The 25,685-nt window shown below is 70.6% G+C and carries 20 protein-coding genes and 1 pseudogene; 10 read left to right on the top strand and 11 right to left on the bottom strand.

The window, feature by feature from the left end:
• Positions 1-2: 2 nt before the first annotated feature.
• Together ACQPXM_RS16250 and ACQPXM_RS16245 are read right to left on the bottom strand one after the other, a co-directional pair.
• Positions 3-1,265 (bottom strand): extracellular solute-binding protein, encoded by a 1,263-nt coding sequence (locus ACQPXM_RS16250; protein ID WP_432949369.1) that lies wholly within the window; start codon positions 1,263-1,265, stop codon positions 3-5.
• Positions 1,262-2,539, bottom strand: a complete 1,278-nt coding sequence (locus ACQPXM_RS16245) for a hypothetical protein (RefSeq protein ID WP_432949367.1) — start codon at positions 2,537-2,539, stop codon at positions 1,262-1,264. Before ACQPXM_RS16245 ends, ACQPXM_RS16250 begins: the two co-directional genes overlap by 4 nt.
• A gap of 136 nt (positions 2,540-2,675) precedes the next feature.
• Between ACQPXM_RS16245 and ACQPXM_RS16240 the strand changes: the two genes are divergently transcribed.
• Both ACQPXM_RS16240 and ACQPXM_RS16235 read left to right on the top strand, forming a co-directional pair.
• The gene (locus ACQPXM_RS16240; RefSeq protein ID WP_432949365.1) at positions 2,676-4,448 is read left to right on the top strand and encodes a glycoside hydrolase family 36 protein; all 1,773 of its coding nucleotides are present in this window, start codon (positions 2,676-2,678) and stop codon (positions 4,446-4,448) included.
• Positions 4,449-4,497: 49 nt separating this feature from the next.
• Positions 4,498-5,532 (top strand): LacI family DNA-binding transcriptional regulator, encoded by a 1,035-nt coding sequence (locus ACQPXM_RS16235; RefSeq protein ID WP_432949363.1) that lies wholly within the window; start codon positions 4,498-4,500, stop codon positions 5,530-5,532.
• 20 nt (positions 5,533-5,552) lie between these two features.
• Here the strand turns inward: ACQPXM_RS16235 and ACQPXM_RS16230 are convergent, their stop codons facing one another.
• Entirely contained in the window at positions 5,553-6,749 is a 1,197-nt protein-coding gene (locus tag ACQPXM_RS16230) for an MFS transporter (RefSeq protein ID WP_432949361.1), read from the bottom strand.
• A gap of 67 nt (positions 6,750-6,816) precedes the next feature.
• On the opposite strand from ACQPXM_RS16230, the gene ACQPXM_RS16225 reads away from it, so the two are divergent.
• The 4 genes from ACQPXM_RS16225 (at position 6,817) to ACQPXM_RS16210 (ending at position 10,925) form a co-directional block, all read left to right on the top strand.
• Positions 6,817-7,794 (top strand): DUF5937 family protein, encoded by a 978-nt coding sequence (locus tag ACQPXM_RS16225; protein WP_432949359.1) that lies wholly within the window; start codon positions 6,817-6,819, stop codon positions 7,792-7,794.
• Positions 7,795-7,820: 26 nt separating this feature from the next.
• Positions 7,821-8,492 (top strand): hypothetical protein, encoded by a 672-nt coding sequence (locus ACQPXM_RS16220; protein WP_432949357.1) that lies wholly within the window; start codon positions 7,821-7,823, stop codon positions 8,490-8,492.
• A gap of 61 nt (positions 8,493-8,553) precedes the next feature.
• Positions 8,554-9,528, top strand: a complete 975-nt coding sequence (locus ACQPXM_RS16215; RefSeq protein ID WP_432949355.1) for an EamA family transporter — start codon at positions 8,554-8,556, stop codon at positions 9,526-9,528.
• Between the two features lie 5 nt (positions 9,529-9,533).
• On the top strand, positions 9,534-10,925 hold the full coding sequence (locus ACQPXM_RS16210) for a carboxylesterase/lipase family protein (protein WP_432949353.1): 1,392 nt from the start codon (positions 9,534-9,536) through the stop codon (positions 10,923-10,925).
• Here ACQPXM_RS16210 and ACQPXM_RS16205 read toward each other — a convergent pair.
• From ACQPXM_RS16205 to ACQPXM_RS16175, 7 genes are all read right to left on the bottom strand, one after another.
• Positions 10,922-12,073, bottom strand: a complete 1,152-nt coding sequence (locus ACQPXM_RS16205; RefSeq protein WP_432949351.1) for an alanine--tRNA ligase-related protein — start codon at positions 12,071-12,073, stop codon at positions 10,922-10,924. The genes ACQPXM_RS16210 and ACQPXM_RS16205 overlap by 4 nt on opposite strands.
• A gap of 185 nt (positions 12,074-12,258) precedes the next feature.
• Entirely contained in the window at positions 12,259-13,365 is a 1,107-nt protein-coding gene (locus ACQPXM_RS16200) for a glycosyltransferase family 4 protein (protein ID WP_432949349.1), read from the bottom strand.
• Positions 13,365-14,606: a M48 family metallopeptidase gene (locus tag ACQPXM_RS16195; protein WP_432949347.1), complete on the bottom strand. Its 1,242-nt coding sequence runs from the start codon at positions 14,604-14,606 to the stop codon at positions 13,365-13,367. Before ACQPXM_RS16195 ends, ACQPXM_RS16200 begins: the two co-directional genes overlap by 1 nt.
• Complete coding sequence (locus ACQPXM_RS16190; RefSeq protein ID WP_432949345.1) at positions 14,599-16,635, bottom strand: hypothetical protein; 2,037 nt, start codon at positions 16,633-16,635, stop codon at positions 14,599-14,601. The genes ACQPXM_RS16195 and ACQPXM_RS16190 overlap by 8 nt, the downstream gene beginning before the upstream one ends.
• Positions 16,636-16,737: 102 nt before the next feature.
• Entirely contained in the window at positions 16,738-17,796 is a 1,059-nt protein-coding gene (locus tag ACQPXM_RS16185) for an NlpC/P60 family protein (RefSeq protein WP_432949343.1), read from the bottom strand.
• A gap of 277 nt (positions 17,797-18,073) precedes the next feature.
• Positions 18,074-18,328: a hypothetical protein gene (locus tag ACQPXM_RS16180; protein WP_432949342.1), complete on the bottom strand. Its 255-nt coding sequence runs from the start codon at positions 18,326-18,328 to the stop codon at positions 18,074-18,076.
• Between the two features lie 147 nt (positions 18,329-18,475).
• Positions 18,476-19,783: an NYN domain-containing protein gene (locus ACQPXM_RS16175; RefSeq protein WP_432949340.1), complete on the bottom strand. Its 1,308-nt coding sequence runs from the start codon at positions 19,781-19,783 to the stop codon at positions 18,476-18,478.
• A gap of 174 nt (positions 19,784-19,957) precedes the next feature.
• Here ACQPXM_RS16175 and ACQPXM_RS16170 point away from each other — a divergent pair, with 174 nt between their 5' ends.
• From ACQPXM_RS16170 to ACQPXM_RS16155, 4 genes and pseudogenes are all read left to right on the top strand, one after another.
• Positions 19,958-21,769, top strand: a complete 1,812-nt coding sequence (locus tag ACQPXM_RS16170) for a DEDD exonuclease domain-containing protein (RefSeq protein WP_432949338.1) — start codon at positions 19,958-19,960, stop codon at positions 21,767-21,769.
• 50 nt (positions 21,770-21,819) lie between these two features.
• Positions 21,820-22,107 carry an Lrp/AsnC family transcriptional regulator gene (locus ACQPXM_RS16165; protein WP_077016896.1) on the top strand — a complete coding sequence of 96 codons (288 nt, stop codon included), beginning with the start codon at positions 21,820-21,822 and terminating at the stop codon, positions 22,105-22,107.
• 50 nt (positions 22,108-22,157) lie between these two features.
• Positions 22,158-22,226: pseudogene (locus tag ACQPXM_RS16160) on the top strand (DUF2510 domain-containing protein); the annotation flags it as partial.
• Positions 22,227-22,628: 402 nt separating this feature from the next.
• Complete coding sequence (locus tag ACQPXM_RS16155) at positions 22,629-24,068, top strand: hypothetical protein (protein WP_432951211.1); 1,440 nt, start codon at positions 22,629-22,631, stop codon at positions 24,066-24,068.
• A gap of 346 nt (positions 24,069-24,414) precedes the next feature.
• Here ACQPXM_RS16155 and ACQPXM_RS16150 read toward each other — a convergent pair whose 3' ends face one another.
• A complete protein-coding gene (locus tag ACQPXM_RS16150) occupies positions 24,415-25,170 on the bottom strand; it encodes a hypothetical protein (protein ID WP_432949335.1) in 756 nt (251 codons plus the stop codon).
• Positions 25,171-25,685: the final 515 nt, after the last annotated feature.

The following is a 25,685-nucleotide window of genomic DNA, read 5'->3' as shown; positions in this document are numbered from 1 at the left end:
CCTCACTGCTTCAGGGCCGCGGTGCACTTGTCGTTGAGACCGGGCAGGATCTTGGCCACGTCGTCCTTGCCGCTGCCCAGCGGCGTGTAGCTGGTGATGCCCTTGTCGGCGTCGCCGGAGATCTGCCCTTCGCGCGGCACCGACGGGCTGATCAGCCCGGTCTTCAGCGCGGTGGTGAAGGCCGCCAGGTTGCGCTCGGGCGGCAGCACCTTCTCCAGCGTCGGCGTCGAGGCCGCGATGATCGGTACGCCGAGCGCGGTGTTGCCCTGGATCAGCAGGTCCTGGGCCACCTGCTGCGTGCTGACGAACTCGACGAACTTCTTCGCGGTCTCCAGCTTCTTGCCGCTCGCGTTCTTCGCGATCGCCAGGCCGCCGACCTCCATCGGGAATCCCTTGCCCGGCACGGGAACGAGAGTCCAGTTCGGCTTGCTGATCTTGGCGAAGTCGGCGACCGTCCACGGCCCGAAGTCGCTGAACGTCCCGAGCCGGCCGGCCGCGAACCACTGCGCCTGATCCTGGCCCTCGATGTCGATCGAGCTCGGCGCGTAGCGCTGCTTCTGCAGCTCCACGATGTACTGCGCGGTCGCGACGCCCTGCGGATCGCCGAACGTGCAGGCCGTGGCGTCGGCGTTGTAAAAGCCGCCGCCGGCTGCGGTGAGCCAGCCCTTGAACCACATGTTGCTGGTGCCGTAGACGCGGTTCTTGCCTTCGCCGTGCGACAGCTTCGCGACGATCGTCTTGAACTCGTCCAGGCTCAGCGGCGTGGTCGGGCTCGGCGCCGGAAGCCCGGCGGCCTTGAAGGCGTCGAGGTTGACCGCCATCACCTTCGGCTTCGCGGTGAACGGCATGGCGTAGTACTTGCCGTCGTACTTGAGGGCTTCGGAGATGTTCGGCTGGACGAACTCGGCCGGATCGACCTGCTGCTCGGCGAAGCTCGGCGCGAACCCGGCCAGGCTGGTGTTGCTGATCTCGATCACGGTGGCCTGGGTGCCGGCCGCGATCGAGGTCTGCAGCTTCTGCTCGTAGTCGGCCTGGATCCAGTTCGTGGTGACCTTGGTGCCCGGGTTGGCCTGCTCGAAGGCGGCCGCGATCGCCTTCAGCGAGGCGGCCTCGGAGTTGGTGCCCCAGAACGAGAACGTGATGTCGCCGTTCTCGTCGGCGCCACCGGAGTTGGCGGCCGGCTGACTGCCGGTCGCACAGCCGGCGGCGAGCAGCAGTGCGGCGAGTCCGGCTCCGAACGGGAGCAGGCGGTTGCGAAGTTTCATGTGGCGTCCTTCGTCGGAGTGGTCACCCGGGCGGTGCCGCCGGGCGCGATGCTGCAGGGTCCGGCGGATCCGACGGTCACGGTGAGCGGCCCCGGTCCGCTGTGCACGGTGACCTCTGCCGTGTGCCGTCCTTCTTGGGCGATGCGTAGGTCCCACTCACCGACCCGGACGTGGTCGGCGGTCAGCCGGGCGATGTCGGCCGGCAGGTGGGAGTCGATGAACAGTGCGGCCGACGCGGCGTCCGGCCGGAGTCCGAGCAGCCCCGCCACGAGGTGGTGCACCACCGTGAAGGAGACCTCGGGATAGTCGTCGCGGCTGTCGATCAGGTGCCGCAGCCACCGCCAGGCCGACTCGTCGCGACCGTGCCGGAAGAACACCTCCGGCAGGTAGCTGAAGGCCTCGATGTTCTGCGGTGGGGACAGCTCGAGCTGCTTCTCGACGTAGTCCAGGAACAGTTCGTTGCGCGGGCCGTCGCCGGTCAGCCCGGTCATCGACGCGATCCAGCTCGACTCCAGTCCCCAGCCGAAGTCGAGGCCGTGGTCGACGGTCCGGCCACGGGCGAACCGGCCGAGCTGCTCGTCCCACCACGTGGCGAGGAACTCCTGCTGGATCCGCGTCGCGCGCTTGCAGTAGTCGTCGCCGTACAGCTTGCCGAGAGCGTTCAGAGCGGCGTACTGCAAGGCGATCCCGTCGGCCGCGACGATCAACGGGTGATCGGCGTCCTGCTCGTTGTACGTCGCTGAGCCGACGAAGATGTCGCCGGTCCCGGGCGCCTCCGGCACACCGTCGCCGTCACTGTCGTGCGCCTCGACGAACTCGTTCACCGAGCGCCGGTAGTACGCCGCGAGGTCGGGATCGTCGAGCCAGCGCTGGTCGCCGGTCCAGTCGTACTGCTCCAGGGCGCGCCAGGTCAGGTCGAACACGGCGGGGATCTCCCGCACGAAGTCGTCGTCGCCGCGGTAGTCCAGCGCGGCGATCTCGCCGTCGAAGTGGAACGCCCACACCGGATACCACGTGCGGGCCGCGGTGGCGGACCGGGCGAAGTGGCGCAGCATCGTGAAGTTCTCCGCGTCCAGGCCGAGCAGGTGCGCGCCGCCGGCCTGGTGGCAGACGTCGCGGGAGTAGAACATCGCCCGGGACGGATAACCCGCCCAGTACGACGCCAGGTGGCCCGGCGCGGCGTCGGTCGTCACCCAGGCGAGCGCCCGCTCACGGGCCCAGGCGAAGGCGTTCTCGACGTACGCGTTGTCCGACGTCACGGTGAGTCCGGGCATCGCGGCCCCCTTTCGACGGGTCCGATATTAGCGGTAAAACTAGCACCGATCCGGAATTCGTCAATGGTTGGGACGTGATTGATTTTACCGCTATAGTCGGTGGTGAAGCGTGAGTGCCGATGACGGGAGTCGCCCCATGACGTCAGCTGTTCCGCAGGCCTCGTTCGAGGTCCGCTCCCCCGACGGCTCGACGGTCCGGACCGCGACTGTCTCGGGCGCCGCGACGGTCCGGGAGCAGGCAGATCCCGTCGCCGGGGTGCGACTGATCGAGTTCGTGGCCTCGGACCTGCGGGCTGAGCCGGTGCGGATCCGCTGGACCTGGCCGGCGGAGGGCGCCGCGACGCTCTGGCGGGCCACCCAGGGATCGCAGCGGGAGCTGCCGACCGACTGGGGCGCGCACCGCGACGTCCGCTCGGTCCGGTCGGCGCCCGTCGCCGCGCTGGTCAAGACCGACGACATCAGCCCGCTGACGGTTTCGTTGTCGTCCAGCGTGCGAGGCTGCGACTTCGCCGTCGGGGTGAACGAGGAGACCGCCGAGCAGCTGGTCGAGCTGGCGATCGAGGACGTCGAGCCGGTCGACGGGCAGCACCGGTTCACGCTCCGGATCGATCTGCGCGGTCTGCATTTCGCCGCGGCTCTGCGCGGAGTGACAGCTGCCTGGACCGACGAGCTGGGCGACCGGATCGCGCCGGTGCCGGAGGTGGCCCGGACGGCGATGTACTCGACCTGGTACTCCGACCACCAGCACGTGTCCGAGCAGTCGGTCGAGCGGCACGCGGCGACCGGCGCGCAGTACGGCTGCAGCGCGGTCATCGTCGACGACGGCTGGCAGACCGACAACACCGCGCGCGGCTACGCGTACTGCGGCGACTGGGAGCCGACCAGCCGGACCTTCCCCGACATGGCCGAGCACGTCCGGCGCGTGCACGAGCACGGAGTCGCCTATGTGCTGTGGATCGCGCCGCCACTGATGGGCCGGCACTCGAAGGCGTGGGACCGGTTCAAGGACCAGACCCTCGGATGGCTCGACGACGAGCAGACCACGGTGGCGCTCGACCCGCGCTACCCGGAGGTCCGCGAGCATCTGCTCGAGTGCTGCGTCCGGCCGGTGCGCGACTGGGGTGTCGACGGGCTGAAGCTCGACTTCATCGACAGCTGGGCCAGGAAGAATCCGCCGCCGGCACCCGACGGCGACTGCGCGACGGTGGACGAAGGCGTCGAACGGTTCTTCGCGGAGGTGAGAGCCGAATTGCAGCGGCTGCGGCCGGATCTGCTGATCGAGTTCCGGCAGGACTACGTGAACCCGCGACTGTGGCAGTACGGGACGTTCCTGCGGGCCGGCGACTGCGCGCTGGACGCGGTGGAGAACCGGGTCCGGACGGTCGATGCGCGGTTGCTCGCGGGAGACCGGGCGGTGCACTCGGACATGTTGATGTGGCATCCGGAGGCGTCACCGCAAGCCGTGGCGGAGCAGTTCATCGGAGTGCTGTTCAGCGTCGCGCAGGTCTCGGTCGAACTCGGTTCGTTGCCGCCAGCGCACGATCGGGTGGTGCGGTACTGGCTCGGGTTCCTGCGGGACCATGCGGCGACGTTGCTGCGGGGTGACTTGCTGCCAGTACGGCCGGACGCGCGGTACACGCAGGTCGCGGCGATCTCCGCCGAGGAGACGATCGTGGCGGTGTACTCCAATCCGGTCGTGCGGCTGGCCGAGCCGACCGACGTACTGCTGCTGGTGAACGGCGGCAACGAGCCGACCTTGTTGCTCGACGGTGTGGGCGATGGCCCGGTCGAGCTCGTAGTGTCGGACTGCTCGGGTGTCGAGGTGGCGCGGAGCAAAACGACGCCGCCGCGAGGACTGTGGGCGATCGACGTACCGGTCGGCGGCGTGGCGAGGGTCGAGCGGGTTTGATGGGTACGGCACGGGCCGGAAGGCAGCGCGGGTTGGTCAACGAAGGGACATGATGGCGGCCGAGCAGAAGAAGTCGAGCGCGTACCGGCGCACGACGGTGGCCGACGTGGCGCGCAGAGCCGGGGTGTCGGCGATGACCGTGTCCAACGTGCTGAACGCGCCGCACCGGGTGAGCGACCAGACGGTGGCCACGGTGCAGGCCGCGATCGACGAGCTCGGATACACGCCGAACCATGCCGCCCGCGCCCTGTCGTCCGGCCGCAGCCAGGTGATCGGCCTGCCGCTGTACCTCGACGACGACGTGGTGAACGAGCAGAACCCGGGGCTGGGTGGTTTCCTGCACGGGTTGCTCGGTGGGCTGGTCAAGGCGGCGTCCGTCGGCGGGTACGGCGTCCATGTGACCACGCCGACCGAGGGCAAGTCCGAGATCGCCCTGTACGAACAGCTGATCGCGGCGCGGCAGGTCGACGCGATCATCGTGCTGGAGACGATGCCGAACGATCCGCGCATCGAGTTCCTCAGCACGCGGGGTTTTCCGTTCGTCGCGTTCGGCCGGACAGGGCCGGGGCAGCGGCAGTGCTGGGTCGACGTGGACAACGTCGAGTCGATGGCGACGATCGGACGCTACCTGCGATCCACCGGGCGGACCCGTGCGGCGTACCTGGGCACGAAAAGCGAACTGCCGTGGGTCCACCAGCGCGAGGAGGGGTTCCGGCGCGAGTTCAGCTCGCCGCACTCGGCGCGGTCGTTCGAGGATCTGGACGAGGTCGGTGCGTACGTGAGCGCGGCGATGGACTCCGCCGACCACCCGGAGGTGTTTGTCGCCGACAACGACGCCTTCGCCGTGGTGGCGATCCGCGCGCTGCAACGCCGCGGCGTGAAGGTCGGCGAGGACGTCGCGGTCACCGGCTTCAACGACTTCCCGTTCGCCAGCATGCTCGACACTCCGCTCACCACCGCGCGCATCCCGCTGCGCGACATCGCGCACTGCCTGTTCACCCGAGCCCTGGACGAGATCGGCGGCGAACCGGACGAGTCGGGCCAACTCGTTGCCGCTCCCCTGGTCCTCCGAGCGAGCGCCTGAGCCGCTGGGGATGCACCAGCTCAGTTCGCGCTGACCACCTTGCGGGCCAGCACCATCACCGTCAGCACGCCGAGCACCCCGGCGAACGCGATGGTCAGGTTGGGCCGGACGAACGTCCCGGCCACACCGGCCAACGCGATGGTCACGCCCTGCACCGTCATCATGCCGCTGGTCTGCACAGTGAACAGCCGCCCCCGGTACGCCGGGTCGGCGGCGGCCAGGATCATCGGATCCACGGCCTGGTTGAAGGCGTGACCGCAGCCGGAGACCGCGAGGAGCAGTGCCGCGCTCGCAACTGACGGCGTGAACACGAAGATCACAGCTGGGAGTTGCGTTGCCAGGAGCAACGGCACGAGGAGTCGCCGGCGCGTTCGCGGGGCGAGACGGGTGCCGACGAGTTCGCCCAGGACGGTGCCGGCGGCGTACCCGGTGAACAGCGCGCCGGCGGCGGAAGCGGCGGCGCCGGTCTGGGCGGCGTACGCGACGGCCAGACCGTCGGGGACGGCGGAGAACGCGGGCGCTGCCCAGGTGAGCAGGAGAAGGTTGCGGACCTTGGGCGTGGTGAAGAGGTAGCGCAGGCCTTCGCGGGAGGCTTGCAGGGTGTTGCCGCCGGTTCCGGGGGCCGGCGTGGACGGAGTGCCGAAACGGATCAACAGCGCCGACAGCGCGAAGGTCACGACGTCGAGCGTCAGGAGCCAGGTCGGGCCGACCGCGGCGACGGCGACGGCACCGAGGGCGAAGCCGGTGAGCACGGTGATCTGGCTGATCGCGCGGAGCAGGGACCGCCCGGTCGGGAAGAGCTCCGCCGGCAGCAGTTGGGTGAGGCTGGCGGAGCGGGCACCCGCGAAGATCGGTGCGATCAGGCCGGTGAGCAGCAGCAGACCGAGTAGCGCCGGCACCGGCAGATCCGGGATCAGCATGACGGCGATGCAGCCGGCGCTGAGGAGATCGCAGGTGACCAGAAGTGGGCGGGCCGGGTAGCGGTCCGCGATCGAGGAGAGCAGGGTGCCGCCGAGCGCATAAGGCAGGAAGGAACAGACCAGGACCAGCGCGGACAGCAGTGGCGAGCCGGTGCGATCGAAGACCAGGATGGACAGCGCCACCTGGGCTGCGACCGTGCCGACCATCGAGATGGCGTGCGCCGCGAAGACCGCGCGGAGGCCGGGGACACGCAGGACAGTCAGATAGCCAGTGGCAGCGATCGGCGGAGAGGTCACGTGCTGAGAGTGCTCCCTGCACCGGCGGCCGGACTATAGTTTCGGAAATGACCGAAAGTCCACGGCGATGACCGTCATGCGCTTCACCCGCGCGGATGCGGTGCGATGCCGGTTCGGGATGTCGCCGTTGTGGGAGACGGTGTCGGCGGTGCGAGTGCTGCACGGGAGCAAGCACCGGCCGCTCTACTCGCCCTGGGTGGCGGCCAAAGCCGACGCCGCTCGGACGCTCGACCTGGGGATGTTGCGGGCCGTGCAGCCGCGGAGCGGGTTCACGCCGGACTTCATCACTCCCCCGCCGAAGGCCTCGCGAGCCAAGTTCAGCACGGAGATCGCGCGCGTCCGCAGTACGCCGCTCGACGTCGTCCGGGCCGAGCTGCGACGCTCGCGGGACGAGATGAACAATCCCGCCGCCGCGACGATCGACCGGATGCTGGCCGACCCCGCCGGGGCGCGGGAGCGCATCGCCGACCAGATCGAGAGCGCCTGGACCACCCTGATCGAACCCGACTGGCCGGCGATCAGCCGCGTGCTCGACGACGACATCGCCCACCGTGGCGAGCAGTTCACCAGTGGCGGACTCGCCACGTTGTTCGACGACCTGCATCCGACGCTGTCGTGGGACGACGACAAGCTGGTCGCGTCCCGCTACCGCGAACCGGACCGCGAGCTCAGCGGGGAAGGCCTGCTGTTGGTCCCCGGCGCCTTCGCGTGGCCGCACCTGGTGATGATCGTTGCCCCGGGCTACCAACCGACCCTGGTCTATCCAGCGCGCGGAGCAGCCCGGCTCTGGGACGACGCCCCCACCGCGCCCGATCCCCTGGCGACGCTGCTCGGCCGCACCAGAGCGACGCTGCTGACCGCGCTCGACCCACCCGCGACGACCAGCGCGCTCGCGGCGCAGTACGGGCTCGCGCTGGGGACAGTGGCCGAGCACCTGGCCGCCCTGTACGGCGCTGGGCTGGTGACGCGTCGCAGAACGGGACACCAGGTGCACTACCGGCGTACGGACGTCGGGCAGGCCGTGGTCGACGCATCCGTCGGCTAGGTCGATGGAGGGGACAGAATGCTGGGGTGAACAGGGTCCCGAAGGCGACGACGCCCAGTACGAAGCACATGCGGCGCTGGCCGGCCTCGCTGGCGGTGCTCGTCGTACTGGCGTTGCAGCTGGCTGTCCCGGCGCAGGTGCTCTCGCTGCCTCGCTGGTTGCTGCCGGCCCTGGGTGTCGCGCTGCTCGTGCCGCTGGTGTGGGCCAATCCCTTCCATCTCCGCCGGGACGAGCCCTGGCTGCGCTGGATCGAGCTGGTCCTGCTCGGCGTGCTCGTGGTCTTCAACGGCATCTACCTGGCCGGTCTGATTGATTACCTGACCTCCGGCCGGGTGGACAACGGCATGGTGCTGGTGAAGGCCGCGCTGCTGATCTGGGTGACGAACGTGGTCGCGTTCGCGGTCTGGTACTGGGAGATCGACCGCGGCGGCCCGTTCGCCCGGGCGCCCGAGCACGAGCGGGAGGTGGAGCGGCCCGATCTGCTGTTCCCGCAGATGACCGCCGAGATCCCGGGTTGGGAGCGCTGGCTGCCGGGGTTCACCGACTACCTGTTCGTCGCGTTCACCGCGGCGACCGCGTTCAGCCCGACCGACACGATGCCGCTGTCGTCGCGGGTCAAGACGCTGATGACCGTGCAGTCGGCGATTTCGTTGCTCGCTGTAGCGGTGGTGGCCGCCCGCGCGGTCAACGTGCTCTGAGACGACCAAGCGGTGAGAATCACCCTCGACGTCGTGTAATGGGTGTGCCAGCATTACGCCCATGACTGAGACAGCTGCCCGGACCAAGTCGATCGGGCTCGGGTTCGCGCTCTTCTCGGCGATCACGTTCGGCGGGTCGGGACCGTTCGCCAAGGCGCTGATCGGCGCCGGCATGTCCCCGCAGCAGGCCGCCTGGCTGCGCATCCTCGGCGCGGCTGCCCTGCTCGTCCCCCTCGTGCTGATCTTCCGCGGCGCGGCCGGGCTCCGGGCCGCCCGCGCGTCCTGGCCGCAGCTCGTGTTCTACGGCCTGACCGGGATCGCCGGCTGCCAGACGCTGTTCTTCATCGCCGCCAGCCGGTTGCCGGTCGGCGTGGCGATCCTGCTCGAGTTCTCCGGGCCGGTGCTGGTGGTGGCCTGGCTCAAGTTCGGCCGCAAGGTCGCCGTACCGAAGTCGGCCGCGCTCGGCGTCGGGATCGCGCTGATCGGGCTCGCGACGGTGGTCGAGGTATGGTCCGGCGTCCAGCTCGACCTGATCGGACTGCTGGCCGGACTCGGCGCCGCGGCGTGCCAGGCGACGTACTTCATCCTGATCGACAAGCTGACCGGCGTCGCCGATCCGCTGGTGATGACGGCGGCGGGCAGTGTGGTCGGCGCGGTCCTGCTGACCGCGATCGCGGCGCCGTGGGGCATCCCCTGGAACGCGCTCACCGACACGATCGCGATCGGTGAACGGTCGGCCCCGGGCTGGGTGTTCGCGGCCTGGCTGATCGTGGTCAGCACGGTCGTCGCGTACCTGGCCGGCGCGGCCGCGGTGCAGCGGCTGTCGGCGGCGATCGGCGGCGCGGTCGCGTACGTCGAGGTGGTGGCGGCGACGCTGTTCGCCTGGTTGCTGCTCAACGAGACGCTGTCGACCAACCAGGTCATCGGCGGCGCGATCGTGCTGCTCGGCGCGTTCGTCGCGCAGTCGTCGGTCGGCAAAGTGGCACCGCCGGAACTGCCGATCACCGAGGATGTTCCGGAGTCGGTGCGAGGATAGTCGGCATGGAGCCGATGGTCGGGGTCGAGGGCGGGCGAATTCGAGGCGTCACGACCGACGGGGTGACCGCCTATCTCGGCATCCCGTACGCCGCGAGCCCGGTCGGCTTCGGCCCACCGCGACCCGTGACCCCGTGGGACGGCGTTCGCGACGCGACCCGGCTCGGGCCGACCGCGCCGCAGCCGCCGTACGATCCGCCCTTCGATGTCCTGCTGGCGAACCCGATCGCGCCCGGCGACGAGTTCCTCAACGTCAACGTCTGGACTCCGGGCGGCGAAGGCCTGCCGGTGATGGTGTGGATCCACGGCGGCGCGTTCCGCAACGGGTCCAACGCCACTCCCGCGTACGACGGGACGGCGTTCGCCCGCGACGGCGTCGTGCTGGTCGGGATCAACTACCGGCTGGGTGTGCAGGGGTTCGGCGTGGTGCCCGACGCGCCCAGCAACCGCGGACTGCTCGACCAGATCGCGGCGCTGCGCTGGGTTCGTGACAACATCACGGCGTTCGGCGGTGACCCCGGGCAGGTGACGATCTTCGGCCAGTCGGCCGGCGGGATGAGTGTGGCGACGCTGCTCACGATCCCTGCGGCGCAAGGACTGTTCCACCGCGCGGTCGTGCAGAGCGGGTCCGCCGAGGCGACCGCGCTCGACAGCGACCTCGCGCTGGTGACGGCCGAGGTGGCCAAGCGGCTCGGCGTACCGGCGACCGCGGCGGGGTTCGCATCGGTGGACGTCGCCGAGTTGATCGCGGCGCAGCGGCAGGTGTCGGCCGAGCTGCGCGCGACGCCCGATCCGGCCAGGTGGGGCAGGACGACGGTCAGCGCCGGGGGCGGCATCATGCCGGTGTTCCCGGTGATCGACGGGGAGCTGATCAACCAGCGGCCGCTCGAGGCGATCGCTGCTGGTGCCGCGGCCGGCGTGGAGCTGATGGCCGGTACGACGCGGCACGAGTTCAACCTGTTCAGCGTGCCGAGCGGACTCGCGGCGGGCATCACCGCGGAGATGCTGCCGCTGCTGCTCCAGCGAGCGGGTCTCGACCCGGCGCTGGCGCTGGAGCACACCGGGACTCCTGGTGAGATCTTCACGGCGATCAGCAGCAACCACGTCTTCACCGAGCCGACCATCCGGCTGGCCGAGGCGCAGCAGGCAGCGGGCGGTACGGCGTACGTCTACGAGTTCAGCTGGGAGTCACCGCTTGAGGGGCTCGGGTCCTGCCATGCGCTGGAGCTGCCGTTCGTGTTCGACACTCTGGCGACCGCGACGTCGCCGCTGTTCGGGCCGGAGCCGCCGCAGGAGCTGGCGGACCGGATGCACAAGGCCTGGGTGGACTTCGCGAAGACCGGCAGCCCGGGCTGGTCGCCGTACGACGTGACAGCCCGGGCCATCCAGGTCTTCTAGAGCAGCGAGTCCACCAGTTCGCGCGGCAGGCCGTGGGTCTCGTGCAGGTACTCGAAGTCGCTCTCGTCCAGCGGCCTGCGGAACCGGTCGTGGCTGAGCACCTTGCGTCCGCGCTCCAGCAGGTTGGTGAACCGGATCTCCTCGTCGATCATGATCCGCCGCACCAGCGTGACCAGTTCGCCCTGGTGGAAGTGGTCCAGCGTCTGCTGGAACAGCTCGATCGGCAGGTCCGCGAGCGACCGTGACTCGTCTTCGCGCCACAGGATCGTCAGCACCCGGCGAATCAGCCGCCGCAGCACGTAGCCGCGACCGGTGTTCGACGGGTGCACGCCGTCGCCGACGATCACGATGCTGGACCGCAGGTGGTCGATGACGATCCGCTCGGAGGTCTCGTCCAGCTTCCACAGCCGCGGCACGGTCTGCATCCAGGGCTCGAACAAGCTGGTCTCGTAGACCGACCGCTTGCCCTCGAGCAGCATGGTCAGCCGCTCCAGGCCCAGTCCGGTGTCGATGTTGCGCTGCTCCAGCGGTTCCAGCGACCCGTCGTCGAGCCGGCGGTAGCGCATCATCACGTGGTTCCACACTTCGACCCAGCGGTCGTCGGTGGTCGGCGTGCCCTCCGGTGAACCGCTGCCGGTCCAGACGAAGATCTCGGAGTCCGGGCCGCATGGACCGGTCGGGCCGTTCGACCACCAGTTCTCGTCGGTGGTCAGCTCGATCGGCAGGCCGAGCGACTGCCAGGTGCGCAGCGACTCCTGGTCCAGCTCGACCTGGCCGTCGCCACCGAACACCGTCACGTACAGCCGGCCGGGGTCGATCCCGAACCGCTCGGTGAGCAGCTCGTACCCCCAGCGCAGCGTCTGCTCGCTGCCGTAGTCGCCGAACGACCAGGAGCCGAGCATCTCGAACACGGTCAGGTGGGTCGGGTCACCGACCTCGTCCAGGTCGGTCGTGCGCAGGCATCGCTGCACCCCGACCACGCGTCTGCCCAGCGGATGTGGCTCACCTTCCAGGTACGGCGTGAGCGGGTGCATGCCCGAGGTCGTGAACAGCACCGGATCACCGGGGCGTGGAATGAGCGAGGACCCCGTGGTCGGGATGTGGCCGCGCTCGGTGAAGAAGTCGACGAAGGTCTTGGTCAGGTTCATTTCGGGTCCTTGTCTTGATCGGACCGGAAACAGTGCTGGCCTCGGAAACGCGAAAACCGGCGGACCGTTTCCGGTCGCCGGTTCTGGAGGAAGATGTCAGGCAGCGGCAGCCGGAGAGCGGAAAGCTCGTACGGCTGCGGCGAGGCGGGACATCTGATGCATGGACCCAGAGTACACACTTTTGCTCAGACGTCGAGCAGCGTCCGCAGCTTCGCCCCGGACCGGGCCCAGGTCCACTCGGCCTCGACCCACGCGCGACCGGCCGCACCGAATGCTTGCGCGCGGCCCGGATCGGTCAGCAGTTCGACCAGCCGCACAGCGGTCGCGACCGGGTTGTAGGGGTCGACCAGGTAGCCGGTCTCGCCGTGCCGCACGGTGTCCGCCGTACCGCCGGAGTCGCCGACCACCACCGGCTTCCCGGTCGCGGCGGCCTCCAGCGTGACGATGCCGAGCGCCTCCGGCTCGAGCCCGAACCGCCTGGTCCGGGTCGGCATCGCGAACACGTCCGCCGCGTCGACGTACGGCGGAACGTCCTGCCAGGGCACGGCTCCCGCGATCCGGACCGACTCCCCGAGCGGGCGCGCCAAGGCCTCCAGTCGCTCCCGATCGGGACCGCCGCCGACGAGCAGCAGGACGGCGTCCGGTACGTCGGCCAGCACCCGCGGCCAGGCGCGGATCAGGGTGTCCTGGCCCTTCCTCGCGATCAGTCGCGAGACGCAGACGACCACCGGACGCCCGCCGAGGCCGAGCTCCCTGCGGACCTCGGCTCCCCCACAGCCGGGGAAGAAGCGGGCCGTGTCGACACCCGGCGTGAGCCGCTCGATCGTTGCCTTCGGCGACAGAGCGGCGCTGATGCGTCGCTCACACCACGCGGAGACCGTGGTGACGACGTCCGCGGCGTCGCCGATCCGGCGCAGTGCTTGCCGGGTCGCCGGAAGGGAGGCCCACCAGGTCTCGTGACCGTGGCTGAGGGCAACGATCCGGCGCGCACCGGCCTGACGCAGCGCGGGCGCCATCAGCCCGAGCGGTGCGGCGGCGCCGAAGAGGACGCGGTCGGCGTCGTACCGGCGCATCAGCTCGATCGCCCGGCGGGTGACGCGCGGCGTGGGCAGCAGCATCGAGGTGCGGTCGCGGACGACCGGGAAGGGCAGCGTGGCGTCGTACGCCGTGTCGCCGGGGCTGCGCGAGGTCAGGACGACGAGCTCGGGCAGCTCGTCGCACAGTGAGCGGACGAAGGTCTCGATACCGCCCTGGCGGGGCGGGAAGTCGTTGGTGACGACGAGAACGGTCATCACTTGACCAGCGGCGGAACCGGGTCGCCGTGCGCGCTCCCCCACGCGCGGCCCATCGCGATCCGCTCCGGCGGCGTCGGGTGGCTGGCGAACATCCAGTACCGCCAGCGGCTCGGTTCGAGGCCGGAGATGTTGCGCACCGAGAGCGCGTGCTGCATCTCGACGAAGTTCCGCGGGTCGTTGGTCAGGCGCAGCGAGTGGTAGTCGGCGCGCGCCTCGATCCTGCGGCTGACCAAGTTCTGCACCGGGGCCGCCAGGGTCGTGCCGGCCACGATCAGCGCCAGCAGCAACGCCGTACGGCGTGGGTCGGCCATCCGGGCTCCGAGCAACAACCGCAGCAGCACCACGGCGAACGCCGCACCGAGCGTGCCGATCAACGTCCCGTGCAGCACGTCGTTCTCCGCCGCGTGCCCGAGCTCGTGCGCGACGACCAGGCGGACCTGCGCCGGCGGCGCGTCCTTCAGCAACGTGTCGTAGACCACCAGCCGCCGGGTCGAGCCGAACCCGGACACGTAGGCGTTCAGCGCGGTCGTCCGCTTCGACGCGTCGGCGACCAGCACGTCGCGCACCGGGACACCGTCCTCGCGGGCGAGCTGCATGAACTCGTCGCGCTGCGGGCCCGGCGCCATCGGGGTGAACTCGTTGAACCGCGGCTCGACCAGCACCGGGTAGGCGAACGAAACGCCCAGCACCAGCACCGCGCCGGCGATCGCCGCGGGCACCCACCACCAGGTCCGCCACTTCTTCGCCAGCGCGATCAGCCCGAGCGCGATCGCGATCAGCGCGACCGACATCAACAGCCAGTTCACCGTACGGTCGCGCAGCCACAACCCCCAGCTCTCGGTGGACAGGCCGTAGTCACGGGTGACCTGCTCGGCGAACGCGTCGGTCGGCAGGGTGATCAGCGACGTCAGCAGACCGAGGCCCGCGACGAGCACGGGGACGGCCAGGTACCAGCGGCGGATCCGCAGCACGTCGTACAGGCGGCGGCCGAGCGGGCTGAAGCCGATCACCAGCGGGACCAGCACCGACAGCACCCAGGAAGTGGTTGACCAGGGCAACAGCTCCTCCCGGAACCGTTGCTGGCGGTCGATCTCGCTGGAGGTGAAGTCCAGTGCCGGGTCGGGTTTCGGCAGGTCGATCAAGTGCCACGGGGTGGTGGTGACGATGATCACGACCAGCGCGGCGGCGACCAGCACACCGGCGATCCAGGGGATCCGGCGGGCGGCCGCCTCAGACACCGGCGAGCCTCTTGATGTAGTTCTGCCAGTCGGCGACGAACTGCTGCTCGGTGGTCCCCAGCACGGTGCGGAACGCGTCGGCCAGCCCGGTCGGGCTCTTCGACGCGTGCACGGTCCGGTAGAACTTGACCAACTTGCTCTGTCCCTCCCGCTCGGCGATCAGGCGGCACGCCAGCCAGCCCGACTCGTAGGCCTGCGGGAGCTCCGTCGACGACGCGGCGAACGCCTCCGGCGCCGGCAGCGCCTTCGGAACCCGGCCCGCGCGGATCGCCTTGAACAACTCCTTCGCCGCCGACTCGTCCTGCACCGACACGGCGGTGAACGCGACGTAGTCGGCGAACCCCTCGGCCAACCACAACGGTACCGGCGAGGCGGTAGCGGTCGAGGCGACGTGGGTGGTCTCGTGGGTGAGCACGATCCGCCGGCCCTGCTTGCCGAGCTCGTCGAACAGCTTCGGGTTCGCCACGATGCGGACCGGCGCGCCGACCTGCGGCGTGTCCAGCTCGGCCATCGTGACGGCCGCGATCTGCGTGTAGGTGCCCTGCTGGGCGCCGAGCACGTTCTCCATCTGGGACTGCTTGGACGGCAGGTAGACGACCGCTTTCTGCCGCCAGTTGCGGCCCCAGACCTTGCTGACCGACTCGACCGCGCGGTCGGTGACCTCGGCGTAGTCGTCGGCGTCGGCCTGGGAGTCCAGGCTGATCACCAGGCTGTGCTCGCTCTTGGCGACGTCGATGCTGCCCAGCGCCCAGATCGGCCGGCGCTGGCCGGCGACGAACCGCTCGGAGAAGGACGCGGCGTACGTCGTACCGTCGCGGGTGACGAAGGTCACCGGCAGGGTCTCGCGGGCCGGCTTCGCGTCGTACCCGGACAGCTGCCAGGAGACCTCGACCTGGGCGAGCCAGGACTCGGTGCCGCCGAGCTCGCGGGTCCGGTCCGGCTCGAGCGCGGCCGGGTCGTCGCTGACGTAGCGCAGCTGGAAGGTCGCGAGTGGGAGCTTGCCCAGGTTGCTGTAGACGGTGCGGGCCTGGTCGGTGAACGACTTGGCCTGCGGGTCGATCGTTTTCAGGAAGTCGGCGCGGTTCTCGGCGCGGACGGCGTCGACCATCTTCTGCAGCACGGCCTCGCCGGCCACCGCCCGGCGTACCCCTTCGGCGGCTTCGTCCGGGGTGGTCGAGGTCTGGCTGGGGTTGGGGGTGCCGTTCGCTCCCGACGGGTCGGCGGGCGCGTCGGCCAACTGCCGGAGTCCCGCGAACGCGGCCACCCCGACCACTCCCACCGCGGCGCCGAGGGCGATCCGCTTGACCAGCGGCCGGGGCAGGGGCCAGACGACGCCTTTCCACGATCCCTCGCCCGGCGGCTTGTCACCGCCGCCACTGAGCAAAGCGATGGAGGCGGCAGGCCGCTCGGCGCGTGCGGTCTCGGTGTCGGTACGAGGAGACGGCTGCTCGGTGCGGGTGGTGGTCCCTGCCTCTGCGCGAGAGGTCGGCGGCTCGGAGCGGGCGCCGGCAGCTTTGGGGCTTGATTGCTCGGTGGGTGACGCCGAGCTGGGGCGGACGGAGGCTACTGGTGAAATCTTCTGCTCGGCAGGCGCGTCGTCCCACCAACCACCGGGGGCCGGCGGCTGCTTCGAAGGCTGCGGCTTCTCGGCGGGAGCCTTCTCGGGACGGGGCTTGTCGGCGGAGGGCTTAGCAGCACTCGTCTTCTCGGCACGCGCCTTGTCGGCGCGCGGCTTCTCGGGCCGGCGGGCGGCGTGCTGGGCGGGAATGACGACCGTGGTCTGGTCCGACGGCGGCTTCTGCGACCGGAACTTCTCCGACCGTGCCGACTCCGACCGCGACTCGGACTTGCCGTTCGGGCGGGACGGCTCGGGATCGGCCTGAGCGTCCGGCTGGCTCGGGATCACCACCGTCGGCTGCTCGGCGGAGGACGCGGCGTGCGGCGGAACGGCCGGCAGGGGCGTCGTCTCGCGCTGGTCGTCGTTCACCTCGGCCCCTTGCTGCTCACCTGCCCCAGTCAGGGGAGTCACTTTATGCGTCCTCCCGGACAGGAGAACACACCGGTGGTGAAACGACGCGGCCCCGGGGGTCTCGCCCCGGAGCCGCGATCATCGATCGGTTACCGCGCCGGCTCAGCCCGGACGGACCGCGCCGCTGTACGGCATCAGGTCGATCGAGTCGGTCTTGACCGGCTTGCCCGGGCGGCTGGCGTGCACCATCCGGCCGTTGCCGATGTACATGCCGACGTGGCTGATCGGGCTGTAGAAGAACACCAGGTCACCCGGCTGCAGCTGGCTCTTGCTGACCCGGCGGCCCTCGCCGATCTGCGCCCTCGAGGAGTGCGACAGCGAGACCCCGGCCTTGCCCCAGGCCGCCATCGTCAGGCCGGAGCAGTCGAACGAGCTCGGGCCGGCGGCGCCCCAGACATAGGAGTCGCCGAGCTGGGCCATCGCGTACTGGACGGCGATCGCGGCGCGCCCGCTGGCTGGGACGTTCGGCAGCTCTTCGTCGTCGTCCATCCGGCCGTCGCGGCTGGGCCGCTGCTCGCGCGCCTGTTCTTCTTCTCTCTCGTTCTCGGCCTCGATCCGGGCCCGCTCGTCGTCGCTGAGCTTGTCGAGCACCTTCTCGGCGGCGTCGAGGTTGGCCTGGATCTGCTTCTTCAGGCCGTCCTGCTGCGCCTGCACGGCCTGCAGCGCGGCGAGCTCGGTCTGCTCGCTGGCCTGGAGGTCGGCCAGCTTGCCCTGGGCGGCCTGGAACCGGCGCAGGGCCGAGTTCTGCTGGCCGGCGTACGCCTGGGCGGTGGAGGCCTGGCTGAGGAACTGGTCGGGGTTCGTCGACAGCAGCAACTGGGCCGTCGTCGTCATCCCGGAGGTCTGGTAGCCGGCCACGGCCAGCGAGCCGATCTGCCGCTTCACCGCGTCCACCTGCGCCTGCTGCTTCTTGATGCCGGTCTGCAGCGCCTTCACCCGGTCGCTCGACGCCTTGATCTGGCCGCGCAGATCGTTGGCGGACTCACCGGCCTCTTCGGCCTTGTGCTGCAGTGCCGCGACCTGGGCCCTCGCCTGCGCCAGTGTGGGCTTCGGTTCCGCGTCCGCGGCGCCCTGGACGAAGAGCACGCCCGCCACGACGGCGGTGGTGGTGATGGCGGCGAGGGCGATTCCCCTGGTGCGGTTGATGCGTCCGGTGGACACAGCCCGGTTGGTCCCTTCCTCTGCTCACGCCGTCCCCGTCGACCGCGCACTCGTGGCGCCGAACCTACCGCAGCAGCTCCGTCGCCAGCCGGCGGGTCACCCTTCGGCTGGTGCTGCCCGGCCGGTCCGGTAGACCGACACGCTGAGGCAACGAGAGGTAACAGTAGTAACCGATTCGTGACCGGTGCAATTCGCCCCTCGGGTTTGATCCAAAATTAACGTCGGACAACCCTTTGCCCGCCGCACCGGTCGCGGTCAGGGCGCGACCGGACGGCGTTCAGACGGCGTCGGCGGCCGAATCTCCTTCTCCAGCAGCGTTTGGCTCGACACTGCTGACGGCATGCACCAGCCGCAGCGGTGGCACCAGACCGGACTGAGCCAGGACGTCGAGCGCCGCGCGCTCGTCGTCGTCGATCCGCAGCTCGCCGGTCCGCTCGGCCGTCAGCCCGAGCACCACCGTGACCACGCAGTCCTGGCAGCCCGGGCCTCTCATCACGCACGCGTCGCAGTCGATCAGCACAACGTCCTCCAAAGGGGGAAGCATCCGGATTTGCATCCGGCTGACAAGGACGCTAAAGAGCCCCACCGACAGTTTTCGGCACGGCACCGATCAGGACGGGCGGATCCGTTGCCGCGACACGCGAATCAGAGCGCCGGGGGCCGGGGCGGTGAGACCCCTTCAGGCGCGGGCGATCCGGGCGATCAGGCTGGCCGCGGACAACGCCCGGGCACCGAGCTGGATGATGCTCTCGGCAACCTCCCGGTCCGACGACACGACCACGATCGGCCGCCCCGGCGGCTCGGCGCGCACCAGTTGCCGGATCACCTCGTCCGCGATCACTCCGGCCGGACTGAACCTGACCCGCACCCCACGCGGCGGCGTCAGCTGCACCGGCCCGGACAGCTCCGCACCGTCGAAGACCACGGTGACCTCGACCCGCCGCTGAGCGACGAGAGCCCCCAACGCGGTGACCAGGCGCTGACGCTGCGAGTGCAACGGCGAGTTCGGCCAGGCGGTCTTGGTGACGTTGTACCCGTCAACGATCAGGTGCACCTGCGGCAGCGCGAGCAACTCGTCGAACAACGCGGGGTCGTCGTCCGGCGCCGATCGCCCGACCGGCGACGCGGACGGCTCGATCCCTGCGACGGTGTCGGCCGGCCGGAGGTCTCCCCCGGGCGGCAACGCCAGCTCACGCCGTAGTCCACCGGCGGCCTCGACCAACGTGTCGAGCAGCAGTCTGGTCCGCGTCGACGCCATCTCCCGCTCCTGCCCCGCCGTACGACGGGCAGCGTGCTCGACGGCCTCCAGCTCGGTCACCCGGGCGCGCAGCTTGCGGACCTCCCGCTCGACCTCGGCCCGGGCGGCCGCGACGCGCTCGTCCGCGGTGGTCGCCTCGATCGTGCGCTGCTCGAGCTCGCTCTGCAGACCGTTGATGCGCTGGCGTGCCTCGTTCAGCTTGCGGCGCAGTGTGGTGTTCTCCGCCTTGAGTTCGTTGACCTGCTCGCGCAGCCGCTCACGGACCTGACGGGTCTCGGTCCGGGCCTGGTCGAGCTGCTCGGTGAGCCGGTTGACCGCCTGGTCGTCGACGGCGGGCGCCTCCGGCTGCACCTGGGCCGCGGCGAGTACTCGCTCTTCCCAGTCGTCCGGTCGCAGTAGGTAGGCCAGAGCCGCCACTTCGACCGGCTCGGCGGCTGGAACCGCGACGCCCCCGGCGACCGCGTCGCCGAGCTCCGGGTGCTCACGGCGTACCTCGAAGGCGATCAGACGGCGAAAAGGCTCGTCGGTCGCCAGGATCGGACCCAGCACGGACGCCGACAGCTTCGCCCGCTTGGCCGGCGTGAAACTGGCGAACCGCCGCAGCGGCGCGGGGATGTCCGTCGCGGGCAGCTGACCGAGAGCCTGGGCGGCGAGCGCGAGAACCCGTTGCCGAACCGGTTCGGGCAAGGCGGTGGTAGCGGAGCCGGCGGCGGTGCCTGCCTCAGTCACCGGTCCGCAGTCCGGCCCGGACGGAGGTCTGGCTCAGCCAGTGACGCAGACCACAGCGGCCGGGCGACAGGCCCGGAAACACGGTGGTCGCATGGATACGCATACCCGCAGCGTAGTCGGTCCGGCCGCGTGTCAGCGCAGGAATTGTCGGCGGGGGCTTCTAGCGTCATGGCCATGAGCAGCCCCTCGCCGGATCCCGCCGCTGCCCCGGCGCCCGGACCGCTCCAGCCGATCCGTGGCGTGCAACCGAGTTTCGACGACCTCGGCACGCCGTTGCGCGACGTGACGTTCTGCGTCGTGGACCTGGAGACCACCGGCGGCGCGCCGGGCGACTCCGGCATCACCGAGATCGGCGCGGTCAAGGTGCGCGCCGGCGAACTGCTCGGCGAGTTCCAGACCTTGGTCAACCCGGCCGAGCCGATCCCGCCGTTCATCGCCGTGCTGACCGGCATCACCGACCTGATGGTTGCCTCCTCACCCCGGATCAGCTCGGCGCTGCCGGCGTTCCTGGAGTTCGCGCGCGGCTGCGTGCTGGTCGCGCACAACGCGCCGTTCGACGTCGGATTCCTCAAGCACGACAGCCAGGTGCACGGGTACGACTGGCCGGACTTCCCGGTCGTCGACACCGCACTGCTGGCACGTCGGGTACTCACGCCGGACGAGGTGCCCAACTGCAAACTCGGCACACTGGCCAAACTCTTCCGCGCCACCACGACGCCGAACCACCGCGCGCTGTCCGACGCACGCGCCACGGTCGACGTGCTGCACGGGTTGTTCGAGCGGGTCGGATCGCTCGGCGTCCAGACGCTGGAGGACCTGCAGACGTTCTCGTCCCGGGTGGCGCCGGCCGTGCGCAAGAAGCGGCACCTGGCCGAATCGTTGCCGCACGCACCTGGTGTCTATCTGTTCACCGACGACCGCGGCGAAGTCCTGTACGTCGGCAAGTCCAAGGACCTGCGGACCCGGGTCCGGTCGTACTTCACCGCCTCGGAGACCCGGACCAGGATCGGCGAGATGATCGGCATCGCGTCCGGCGTCCGCGGCATCGAGTGCGGCACGTCGCTGGAGGCCGAGGTCCGCGAGCTGCGGCTGATCGCCGAACACAAACCGCGCTACAACCGGCGTTCGAAGTTCCCCGAGCGGCAGCACTGGCTGAAGGTCACCGTCGAGCCGTTCCCCCGGCTGTCGCTGGTCAAGCAGGTCCGCGACGACGACGCCGGCTACCTGGGGCCGTTCAGCTCGCGCAAGACCGCCGAGCGGGCGATGGCCGCCTTGCACGAGGCGTTCCCGATCCGGCAGTGCACCGAGCGGATGTCACGAACGCCGCGGCTGTCGCCGTGCGTGCTGGCCGACATGGGCCGCTGCGTCGCGCCGTGCGACGGGCGGATCGACATGGCGGCGTACGGCGAGTTCGTGACCGCGTTGCGGACCGCGCTGGTGTCCGACCCGAGCCCGGTGATCGACGCGCTGACGCGGCGGATCGACGTACTGTCGGCGGACGAGCGGTTCGAGGACGCCGCCGTGCACCGCGACCGGCTGGGGGCCTTCGTCCGCAGCAGCGCGAAGATGCAGCGGATGGCGGCTCTCACCAGCTGCGCGGAGATCTGCGCGGCCCGGCGGACCGAGGACGGCGGCTGGGAGCTGCACGTGATCCGCCGCGGGCGGCTCGCCGCGGCCGGGATCGCGGCGCGCGGGACCGACCCGCGCAAGTACCTGGACATGCTGCGCGCCTCGGCCGAGACCGTGCTGCCGGGCATCGGGCCGGTCGCGGCGGCCTCGCCGGAGGAGATCGAGCTGGTGCTGCGCTGGCTGGACCAGCCCGGAATCCGCCTGGTCGAGATGGACGGCACCTGGACCTGCCCGATCTCCGGCGCCGGCCGGCACCTGCGGCGGCTCGACCCGCCGCGGTCGGAGGACCACCAGCACCCGTCCGAGCGGCGCCGCCGCCGGATGCGACCGGTCGGCCCGGCCCGGATGAGCGGCTGACAACTATGCTTCAGCGCGGCAGGCGGTAGCGGTACGACGGAGAGGACGACATGGTCACGGCGATCGTGTTCATCAAGGCGGACGTGGCACGGATTCCCGAGGTGGCCGAGCAGGTCGCGGCGATCGAGGGCGTCAGCGAGGTGTACTCCGTGACCGGCGGGCTCGACCTGATCGCGATGGTCCGCGTCGCCCACCACGACGACCTGGCCAGCGTGATCCCCGACCACGTGAACCGGGTGCCCGGCGTGCAGAGCACCGAGACGCACATCGCGTTCCGGACCTACTCGACGCACGACCTGGAGGCGGCCTTCAGCCTGGGCCAGGAGGACGGTCTCTGAGCCTGGATCGCCCGGCCTGACTGACACCCCGCTGAAGTTACGGTGAACCCATGAGCAACCCTCCCGCCGGCTGGTATCCGGACCCCACCGGCCAGCCGGACACCATCCGGTGGTGGAACGGGACGCAGTGGACCAACAAGACCGAGCGTGAGACGCCGGACGAGCCCACCCCCGAGCCGGAGGCGACCACCGCCGAGCCGAGCACTCCCGAGAGCACTTCGGGTGGTGCTGAGGCGTCTTCGGGTGGGTCCGAGGCGTCTTCGGGTGCGTCAGGGCATTGGGCCGAGACGGCCGCGAGTACCTCGGGGTCCGGGGGCTGGAACGCAAGTGGTGTCGGGACGTCCGGGGCTGCTGTCTGGGGTCAGACCGGCGCTGGAGCGGCGGGGGCTGATGGCTCGGCCGCTGGTTCAGGTGACTCGATTGGGGTCTCCGGTTGGGCGTCCGTCGGGGCTGCGGCTGCCGGGGGCGGGCAGAGCGGCGTACAGGAGACTGGGCGTGATGCTGCTGCTGATGCTGCGGCGTTGAGTGCTGCGGAGAAGGCCCGGGCTACCTGGACGCAGAAGTTCGCGGGGCCCACCAACGCGCGGCACTGGACTCAGCAGCCGGCTCCGGAGGCAGGCGATCAGACCACCGGACCAGACCCCGCCACTGTGACCGGTGACGTGGAGCCGGCGCAGAGTGGCTGGACGTTGTCTTTGGCAACAGACCCGGCCAGTACGGCGAACGCCGGAGCGTCTGCGGGCGCAGACACCGGGACGGATGGGGACGAGAAGCCTCAGCTGTGGCAGGTGCCGGACGAGACACCGGGCGACGACTTTCCGGACCACTGGCGAACCAGCGGCGAGCAGCAGTCGGAACCGGCTACTGGTCAGCAGGGCGAGTGGGGACCGGCTGCGGTCCAGCAGCAGGGGGCTCCGGTTGCCGGTGAGCAGCAGCAGTGGGGACCCGCTGCTGGTGAGCGGCAAGCGCAGTGGGGACCCGCTGGCGAGCAGCAGGGGCCGTGGGCCGACCAGCAGACCACTCCGCAGTGGCAGACGGGCGGCCAGCAGAGCGACCCCTGGCACGCGGCCCAGTCGGCCAGCCAGACCGGCACCGCAGTGGGTGCAGGTGGATGGGGCCCGCAGCAAGGTGGTCCAGCTCAGTGGCAAGCCGCAACGCCTGGTCCGACTGGCGGCGGCACACGGCAGAAGTCCGGTGGTGACAAGTCAGGTGGTCCGCCGAAGACGATGCTGGTCATCGCCGGCGCCGTCGGGCTGGTGCTGATCATCGTGGCCGGAGTGTTCTTCGTCGCCAACCGCGACGACAAGAAGGTCGCGCCCCAGCCGACGACCAGCGTGCCGACCGGGACCGCGACCGGTACGCCGAGCCCGTCGCCGACTCCGACGAGCCAGCCGACGACACCGCCCGGCAGTCAGAGCACGATCAAGCCCGGCCAGTCCAAGAACCCGAAGCTGCACGAGGGCGCCCGGATCGCCTCCGACGCGATCTCGTTCCCGCGCCAGCGCCCGCCGTGGTCGGACCGCAAGCGGCTCGTCCCGCAGTTGATCAACTCCAGCGGGCAGTACGTGCTGCTGCAGGAGAAGTTCGACGGCAAGAACAGCTGGTACGCCGACGCGTTCGTCGGCGCGCTCGGCACGTCCGTACTGTTCAACGGCGACCCGAAGGCCACCGCTGCCGACCTGTCGACGCAGATCCGCAGCTCGATGTACGGCAACATTCCCGCGCAGTTCAAGTGGTTGCGCGACGGCGCGGTCAAGCGCTCCGGCAAGAACGGCTGGTACTACCAGCAGTCCGTGACCACGACCAGCCCGAAGGTCGCCGCCAAGGTGCTGACCCTGACGGTCGCGGTGTTCGACCTCGGCGACGGCACCGCGGTCGCCTACATCAGCGACATCCCCACCACCCGGCCGGACCTGAGGGCCGCCGAAGCCCAGATCTTCAAGGGAATCAACGTTGGCTGAGAACGAACCCCCGCTCCCGCCCCGGCACAGCGCATCCCCACCGGAGCCGCCGCACCGCCCGGATGCGTCCGAGGACGGTCAGCCCGACGCGCTCGGGGGCGGTCGGTCCGACGCGCTCGGGGGCGGTCAGCCGGGTCCAGCCGGGGGTGGTCAATCGCATCCGCTCGCCGGTGGTCAGCCGGGTCCGCTCGGAGGTGGTCAGCCGGACCCGCTCGGAGGCGGTCAGCCGGGTCCACTCGGAGGTCGTCAGTCGCGTCCGCTCGCCGGTGGTCGACCCGACGCGCTGGCGGGTGGGCCGTCGGATGCCCTTGCCGGCGGTCAGTCAGACGCTTTGAGCGGTGGGGCTTCAGACCCGTTGTTCGGGCAGTCGCCGGCGCCCGCTCCCCCGCCACCGCCTCCTCCGCGTGTTGGTGAGGAACCAACCGCCGGTGCAGCCGCGCAGACAGCAGCCAGCGGGCCGGCACAACCGCCGAACCAGCAGCCGCCGACTGGTCCCAGCACGCAATCGACTCCGCCGAGCGGCGCGTCGCACCTGCTGGCGCAGCAGCCATCCGGTGCTCCGGAGTACCCGGCGCCGTCGCAGCAGGTTCAGCCGGGTCCGGTGCAACCCGGCCTGGGGCAGCGTGCGCCGTCGCAGCAGGTTGAGCCGCCCCGGACTGCGGGCATGCAGGCCCAGCAGTCCAGCGCTCCTGGTCAGCATGCACAGCAGCCCAGCACTTCCGGGGCGCAGGCCGCACAGCACGGTGGTCCCGGTGGGCAGGGGCTTAGTGATCCCGATCAGCGCGCGCAACAACCCGGCAGTCCCAGGGCGCAGGCCGCGCAACCGAGCGGTCCAGGCGGGCATGGGCTCGGCGGTCCCGGTCAGCATGCACAGCAGCCCGGCGGTCCCGATCAGCACGCCCAACAGCCCGGCGGTCCCGGTCAGCATGCACAGCAGCCCGGGGGGCTCGGTCAGCAGACCGGTAGCCGCGGGCCGCAAGTCCAGCCGGCGAGCGGTGCAGGTCACTATGGCCAGCCGCCGAGCGGTGCGGGCCAGCATGCCCAGCAGGCGTCGTACGGGCGACCGCCGCTGCAGGGTGGTCCGCAGGGACCTGGCCAGCACGGACCTGGGCCGCAGGGGCTGGGGCAGTACGGGCCGCAGGCGCAAGGGCCTGGACAGGCAGGCGGTCCGCAGGGGCCTCGTGGACCCGTGGGGCCTGTTGCCGGTGCGCCGCGTGGGCCGCAGCAGGGGCCTGGTCAGGCTGTCCCGTACGGGCAGCGTCCGCCGCAGCAGGAGCAGTGGTCCGCTCCACCGGCTGGTCCGCAAGGTCCTTGGCAGGGTGGTCCGCAGGGACCTTCGCAGTACGGCGAGCCGCAGGGGTTCCCATCAGGTGCACAGGGTCCGCAGCATGGAGGTCCGCAGGGGCCCGTGAGCGGGCCGCGACCACAAGCGCACGGGGCGCAGGAAGCTGGCGGTCCCGGAGCCGCGCCGCAAGGGCCTCGCGGTCCCGGAGTCGCGCCGCAAGAGCATCGCGGTCCTGGAGCCGCGCCGCAGGAGTCTGGCGCTCCTGGAGCCGCGCCGCAGGCGCCTGAGGTTCTTGGACACGCGTCGCAAGGATCTGGCGCGCCCGCTTCCGG

It is taken from the genome of Kribbella sp. CA-253562, assembly GCF_050942265.1.
Taxonomy (GTDB): Bacteria; Actinomycetota; Actinomycetes; order Propionibacteriales; family Kribbellaceae; genus Kribbella.
The sequence above is the reverse complement of the archived record's forward strand: the minus strand, read 5'-3'. Positions and strand labels throughout refer to the sequence as shown.